The sequence below is a fragment of the Mesorhizobium sp. M7A.F.Ca.CA.001.10.2.1 genome, assembly GCF_003998575.1.
Classification (GTDB): Bacteria; Pseudomonadota; Alphaproteobacteria; order Rhizobiales; family Rhizobiaceae; genus Mesorhizobium.
On record NZ_RZQY01000385.1, the window covers coordinates 1 to 5,659 of the forward strand.

At 62.4% G+C, this 5,659-nt stretch carries 7 protein-coding genes, 2 tRNA genes and 1 pseudogene; 5 read left to right on the forward strand and 5 right to left on the reverse strand.

What is annotated here, in order from left to right:
- Together EN964_RS22365 and EN964_RS22375 are read left to right on the forward strand one after the other, a co-directional pair.
- Positions 1-450: hydroxypyruvate isomerase family protein (locus EN964_RS22365; protein WP_164749105.1), on the forward strand; the 450-nt coding region annotated here is incomplete at its 5' end.
- A gap of 227 nt (positions 451-677) precedes the next feature.
- Positions 678-1,607, forward strand: a complete 930-nt coding sequence (locus tag EN964_RS22375; protein ID WP_127271587.1) for a 2-hydroxy-3-oxopropionate reductase — start codon at positions 678-680, stop codon at positions 1,605-1,607.
- 50 nt (positions 1,608-1,657) lie between these two features.
- Here EN964_RS22375 and rlmB read toward each other — a convergent pair whose 3' ends face one another.
- Positions 1,658-2,509 (reverse strand): 23S rRNA (guanosine(2251)-2'-O)-methyltransferase RlmB, encoded by an 852-nt coding sequence (gene rlmB, locus EN964_RS22380; protein ID WP_127273424.1) that lies wholly within the window; start codon positions 2,507-2,509, stop codon positions 1,658-1,660.
- 198 nt (positions 2,510-2,707) lie between these two features.
- Here rlmB and EN964_RS22385 point away from each other — a divergent pair.
- Positions 2,708-2,792 (forward strand) — tRNA-Tyr (locus EN964_RS22385).
- Positions 2,793-2,881: 89 nt separating this feature from the next.
- Positions 2,882-2,955, forward strand: a tRNA-Gly gene (locus EN964_RS22390).
- 74 nt (positions 2,956-3,029) lie between these two features.
- Here the strand turns inward: EN964_RS22390 and EN964_RS22395 are convergent.
- Positions 3,030-3,500 (reverse strand): YidB family protein, encoded by a 471-nt coding sequence (locus EN964_RS22395; RefSeq protein WP_127268141.1) that lies wholly within the window; start codon positions 3,498-3,500, stop codon positions 3,030-3,032.
- Positions 3,501-3,632: 132 nt separating this feature from the next.
- Here EN964_RS22395 and EN964_RS22400 point away from each other — a divergent pair, with 132 nt between their 5' ends.
- The gene (locus tag EN964_RS22400; RefSeq protein WP_013531402.1) at positions 3,633-3,890 is read left to right on the forward strand and encodes a GlsB/YeaQ/YmgE family stress response membrane protein; all 258 of its coding nucleotides are present in this window, start codon (positions 3,633-3,635) and stop codon (positions 3,888-3,890) included.
- A 75-nt stretch (positions 3,891-3,965) separates the two neighbouring features.
- On the opposite strand, the gene EN964_RS37800 is transcribed toward EN964_RS22400, so the two are convergent.
- From EN964_RS37800 to EN964_RS37805, 3 genes and pseudogenes are all read right to left on the reverse strand, one after another.
- Positions 3,966-4,103 (reverse strand): hypothetical protein, encoded by a 138-nt coding sequence (locus EN964_RS37800; RefSeq protein ID WP_164749104.1) that lies wholly within the window; start codon positions 4,101-4,103, stop codon positions 3,966-3,968.
- A gap of 114 nt (positions 4,104-4,217) precedes the next feature.
- A complete protein-coding gene (locus EN964_RS22405) occupies positions 4,218-5,105 on the reverse strand; it encodes a DMT family transporter (RefSeq protein ID WP_127272744.1) in 888 nt (295 codons plus the stop codon).
- Positions 5,106-5,117: 12 nt separating this feature from the next.
- A pseudogene (locus EN964_RS37805) lies at positions 5,118-5,659 on the reverse strand (helix-turn-helix transcriptional regulator); the annotation flags it as partial.

Genomic DNA, 5,659 nt, shown 5'->3' on the forward strand with positions numbered 1-5,659 from the left:
GTGCTGGAGGATGTCTTTGCCGAAAACCTCGCCTTCGCGGCGGAAAAGCTGGAGCAGGCCGGCATCAGGCTGCTGATCGAGCCGATCAACACGCGCGATATTCCGGGCTTCTTCCTCAACTACTCCGACCAGGCGCTAGCGCTGATCGATCGCGTCGGCTCGAAAAACCTGTTCCTGCAATACGACATCTATCACATGCAGATCATGGAGGGGGATCTCGCCCGTACCATCGAGGCAAACCTTGACCGCATCGCGCATATCCAGCTTGCGGACAATCCCGGCCGTCACGAGCCGGGGACGGGCGAGATCAATTTTCCCTTCCTGTACGAGCATATCGACCGCATTGGTTATGCCGGATGGGTCGGGGCGGAATACAAGCCGAAGGCCGGGACGGAAGCTGGGTTGGGGTGGTTTCGGGATTTGAGCGGGCAGGGAAGCGCTGCGGCTTAGCGGCGATCGCAATAGAAGTCGCGTTCCTTCGCGCCCCCCTCTGGCCTGCCGGCCATCTCCCCCACGGGTGGGGAGATCGGCAGCTTCGGCGTCGGCTCGCAACTTTGGCAGCTTCAACAATTGGCCAAGGCAGTGGTGATGTCCAATCTCCCCCTGGTGGGGGAGATGTCCGGCAGGACAGAGGGGGGCGTGACAGAACGCGACCTAACAAAAGACGGAGAAAACAAATGGAAACCATCGGTTTCATCGGCCTTGGCATCATGGGCGCGCCGATGGCGGGGCATCTGCTGGACGCGGGCTATCATGTCATCACCAGCGATCATCGATCGAAACCCTCCACCGATCTCGTCACCAAGGGCCTGAAGACCGTCACCGGCCATGCCGCCGTGGCCAAGGCCGCCGACATCATCATCCTGATGGTGCCCGACACGCCGCAGGTCGCCGATGTGCTGTTCGGCGACAACGGCGTCGCGTCCGGCCTGGCCAAGGGCAAGCTGGTCATCGACATGAGCTCGATCTCGCCGATCGAGACCAAGGTGTTCGCGAAGAAGATCAACGATCTCGGCTGCGACTATCTCGACGCACCGGTCTCGGGCGGCGAGGTCGGCGCCAAGGCGGCGTCGCTGACCATCATGGTCGGCGGCGAGGAAAACCCGTTCGAGCGCGCCAGGCCCGTGTTCGAGAAGATGGGCAAGAACATTACCCTGGTCGGGCCGAACGGGGTTGGCCAGACCACCAAGGTGGCCAACCAGATCGTCGTCGCGCTGACCATTGAAGCTGTCGCCGAAGCGCTTGTTTTTGCTTCGAAAGCCGGCGCCGATCCGGCCAAGGTCAGGCAGGCGCTGATGGGCGGGCTGGCGGCTTCGCGCATTTTGGAAGTGCATGGCGAGCGCATGGTCAAGCGCACCTTCGCGCCGGGTTTTCGGATCGAACTGCACCAGAAGGATCTGAACCTCGCGCTGGAGGGCGCGAAGGCGCTCGGCGTTTCCTTGCCCAACACCTCGACGACTCAGCAGCTGTTCAATTCCTGCGCGGCCAATGGCGGCGCCAAGGAAGATCATTCGGCGCTGGTCAGGGCGCTGGAGCGGATGGCGGGGCATGAGGTGGGGAAGGAGCGAATAGCGAATAGCGAATGGGGAATAGGGATTAGGGATTAGGGATTGCAGCCACGAATAGCCGGGATTCGACTTTCGCTATTCGCTATTCGCTATTCGCTACTCGCTAAAAACTTCCTCGCCACGTAAAGGCTGATCGCCGCGGCATTCGACACGTTGAGCGAATGGATGGCGCCGGGCATGTCGAGCCGCGCCAGCGTCGTCACCGTCTCGCGGGTCTTCTGGCGCAGGCCCTTGCCTTCGGCGCCCAGCACCAGGGCGATCTTTTCTCCGGCAAAGCTCTTTTCGAGTTCGGCCGGCGCGTCCGAATCAAGCCCGATGGTGCGAAAGCCCGCCTCGTGCAGCTGGCCGAGCGCGTCGGCGAGGTTCTTCACCTCGATCTGGTCGATGTGCTCCAGCGCGCCGGAGGCGGATTTCGCCAGCACGCCCGATTCCTGCGGGCTGTGGCGGGCTGTGGTGATCAGCGCGCCGGCGCCGAAGGCGACCGCGGAGCGCAGGATGGCGCCGACATTGTGCGGGTCGGTGATCTGGTCGAGCACCAGCACCAGCTTCGCGTCACCAAGCGCATCGAGCCGCTTGGCTTTCAGCGGCTCGGCCTCGATCAGCACACCCTGATGCACGGCGTCCGACCCGGTGATCTTGTCGATGTCCCTGGGTTCGACCAGTTCGATCTTGAAGGGCAGGGCGGCGAGATCGGCTATTTCGAGGCGCTCGGCCGCATTGCGCGTCACCAGCATCTTCCTGATCTTGCGGCGCGGATTGTCGAGTGCGGCGCGCACCGTGTGCAGGCCGTAGAGCCTCACCAGCCCGTCCGCGGCATTTTCGCCCGGCGGAACCGGCTGTCGGGGCCGGAACGCCGGCGCGCCGCCGCTTTTCTCGTCGCGATAGGCGCGGCGCAGCTTGGCGTAATGGGTGTCTTTGGGAGTGTTGGTTTTATCGCTCATGGCTGGCTTCTATAGCGGTGTCCTCCGGCCAAGGATATGGCCCGCCGTCACAGCCGGCGAACAGAAACGAAAAACCATGGTTGCGCGGTTGACACCCAATGGGCTTGCCGCCATAAGGCGCTGCGCTGGTTTCGGAGAACACATAACTCGGGTCCGGATCGGCGTGAATGCCTCGTTGCATGGCTCCGGCGGCAGACTGGAGAGGTGCCCGAGTGGTTAAAGGGGACGGACTGTAAATCCGTTAGCTTAGCTTACGTTGGTTCGAATCCAACCCTCTCCACCACTGCCGGCCCGGAAGCCCTGAAACGCGACAAGAATCGGACCGAAAAGTGCATGGCGCTTTTCGGATGAATCCGGTACTTCAGGTAAGGCGCGGGTATAGCTCAGTGGTAGAGCAGCAGCCTTCCAAGCTGAATATGCGGGTTCGATTCCCGCTACCCGCTCCAGACACTCATCCCATCACCGGCAAACCGAAACACTGCGCACGAGGCGCAGCGCTCCAATTGTCGTGGCTGCCGCGTCAGCTGTTGAACGCGGTGGCGACCTGGTGCTGCTGCGGCACCTGGCCGTTCGGCGTCAGTCTGTCGACGATGCCGGGCAGGGCGGTGGACAGTTGCTTGAGCAGTTCCTGCTCGTCCAGCCCGGTCCGTTGCGCGATCTCGCGAATGATCTGCGGTCCGATCGCGGCGCCAAGATCGTTGGCGTTGATCGGCTGGTTCTGCCCGGTGCCGACCCAGGAGTCGGCGGCATTGCCGTGGCCGGCATTTCTGAGCTTGTCGAGCAGGCCGCCCAAGCCGCCAGCCAGGCCACCATCGGCGGATGTGGTTTCCGTAGGGACGGGAACGGGGGCGGTCGGAGCGGGCGCGGGAGACTGTTCTGGCGCTTCGGCACTTCTGCCGCTCAGCATCTTGCCGACCAGCAATGCGCCGAGCGCGATCATCAGGGGTTTGGTGATGTTGCCGCCGGGAACGGCATTGTCAAAAAGTCCCATAGTGGATCCTCCATAGCGACCAAGGCCCGACCCCTCCTCAACAATGAAGCATTCGGGCGGAATTTCAAGCTGGCTTGAGGTTTTGACAATCCTATGAAAATGTTCGGCTGGCGAGGGGATGGAGAGGAAAAAATGGGTATCATCAGCTGGATCATTCTCGGCGTGGTCGCCGGCTTCATAGGCAGCAAGATCGTCAACAAGACCGGCCAGGGTGTCATCATGGACATCGTGCTTGGCATCGTCGGCGCCATTGTCGGCGGTCTGATCTTCAGTGCCTTCGGCGCGTCAGGCGTCACCGGCCTCAACATCTACAGCCTGATCGTTGCCGTCATCGGCGCGGTGGTCGTTCTGTGGGCCTACCATCAGTTCAGCGCAAGGCGGACGCTTTAGGCGCCTGCCGATCGTCTGAGGTTTCGAGTTTCTGAAGGCAAGACCGGCTTCAGGCCGGTACGTGCAGCGGCTCGTCTATGGCATCAGCACTGCATCGGCGGCGACGAAAAAGATCAGCGTTCCGGCGATGAACACCGCCCAGCCGACAAGCGACTTGCGGATAGCGGCTTTGTGCTCGGCGTCGGAGTTGTTGTTTTGGTCAAAATCGGTCACGGGGAACTCCGCTGGCTGATTGATCATGTCGTCGTCGATCGAACGTTGCTTCGCCGATTAGACGATCTTTTTCGGCCCGGCAACGCCTCGTGAGCACCTGCCTGGGTGCCAAGGTTACGCCACGACGGCCAGCCGGCGGCGACGCTGATCCAGCGACACGATGGTCAGCCCGCTGCCGATGACCAGCAGGATGCCGCAGATCGCCAGCGCGTTGGGGAATTGCCCGAACACCAGCAGGCCCGAAATGACCGCCCAGACGGTGAAGCAATAGTAGAACGGCGCCACGGCGCTGGTCGGTCCGATGCGATAGGCCATGAAGATGAAGAAATGGCCGAAGATCAGGAAAAATCCGGCGCCGGCCATCAGCAGCAGGTGATGTGCCCCGGGCATGACCCAACGCTCGGAAACCAGATGCGCGGCGCCGGCGCCGATCAGCACCACCACGACGGCGGAGATCGCCACGATCATCCCCGGCACCTCGGCCGCGACCCGCCGGCCGGCAAGGTCGCGCGCCGCCGCAAATGTGGCATTGCCGAGCGCCAGCAAGGCGTAGACCGAAATGCCTTGCATGGTCGGCTGCGCCACCATCAGCGCTCCAACGAAGCCGAGCCCGATCAGCGCCATGCGCCGGCCGCCGATCCGCTCGCCAAACAGGATCGAGGAGCCGACCAGCATCAAGAGCGGCGTGATCTGTCCGAGCGCGGTAGAATCGGCGATCTGCATGTTGGCGAGCGCGACGACATAGCAAAGGATCGCCGCCAGCTCGAGCATGTTCCGGCTCAGTACGCGCTTGTCGAAGATCAGCGGGATCTGCTTGCCGTAGCCCAGCGCGAACAACAGCGGGAAGCCCCAGAGGGCTGCCGCGGCACCGCGCAGAAACAACACTTCGTAGGACGGCAGGCCTGCTGTCGCGAGCTTCATCATCGTGTCGTTGACGAGATACGACCCCGTCGAGACGATCATGAACAGCGGGCCGCGGATAGAGGCAGGGATGAAATGCATCCGGCCACAAGATCAGAGGCGGGTGGTGGCGGCAAGAGGTGCCAATGGGGCAGCGCCGCTCAGCAACGCCACCAATTCGCTCTGACGGCCGGTGCCGGTCTTGTAGAAGACGCGCTCAAGGTAGGTACGGGCGGTTTTGACCGTGATCCCGTGGTCAAGTGCCGCCGCTTTCAGCGGACGGCCGGATACCAGCGATGCGGCAAGCTTTGCCTCGGCCGGAGACAGATCGAAGAGCGCGCTCAGAATTTGCGGCGACGGCTCTTGGTTGCCCATGCGGATCGACGCTGCAACGACAAGGATGTTTGCACCTGCGAATATGTCCCTTGCCGATCGGCGAAGCGGCAACACATGCAGGACGACAGCGGGTTGATCGATCGTCTGGCGAACGGGAATGGACCTGACGATTGGCACGATGGCAGCCGAAGTGCTCCTGACTGCCTCCTGGAACAGCAAATCGGCTTTCGGATCGCCGATTGCCAAGCCGTCATACGCCAGCGGCTGAAAAATGGACGGCAACGCATCGAACAGTCCGTTGGTGGCAACCACCTGTCCGC

What these genes read in the sequence shown, in the direction of transcription:
- EN964_RS22375 (WP_127271587.1), top strand. Translation starts at nt 678, where the DNA reads ATGGAAACCATCGGTTTCATCGGCCTTGGCATCATGGGCGCGCCGATG.
- rlmB (WP_127273424.1), bottom strand. Translation starts at nt 2,509, where the DNA reads ATGAGCGATAAAACCAACACTCCCAAAGACACCCATTACGCCAAGCTG.
- EN964_RS22395 (WP_127268141.1), bottom strand. Translation starts at nt 3,500, where the DNA reads ATGGGACTTTTTGACAATGCCGTTCCCGGCGGCAACATCACCAAACCC.
- EN964_RS22400 (WP_013531402.1), top strand. Translation starts at nt 3,633, where the DNA reads ATGGGTATCATCAGCTGGATCATTCTCGGCGTGGTCGCCGGCTTCATA.
- EN964_RS22405 (WP_127272744.1), bottom strand. Translation starts at nt 5,105, where the DNA reads ATGCATTTCATCCCTGCCTCTATCCGCGGCCCGCTGTTCATGATCGTC.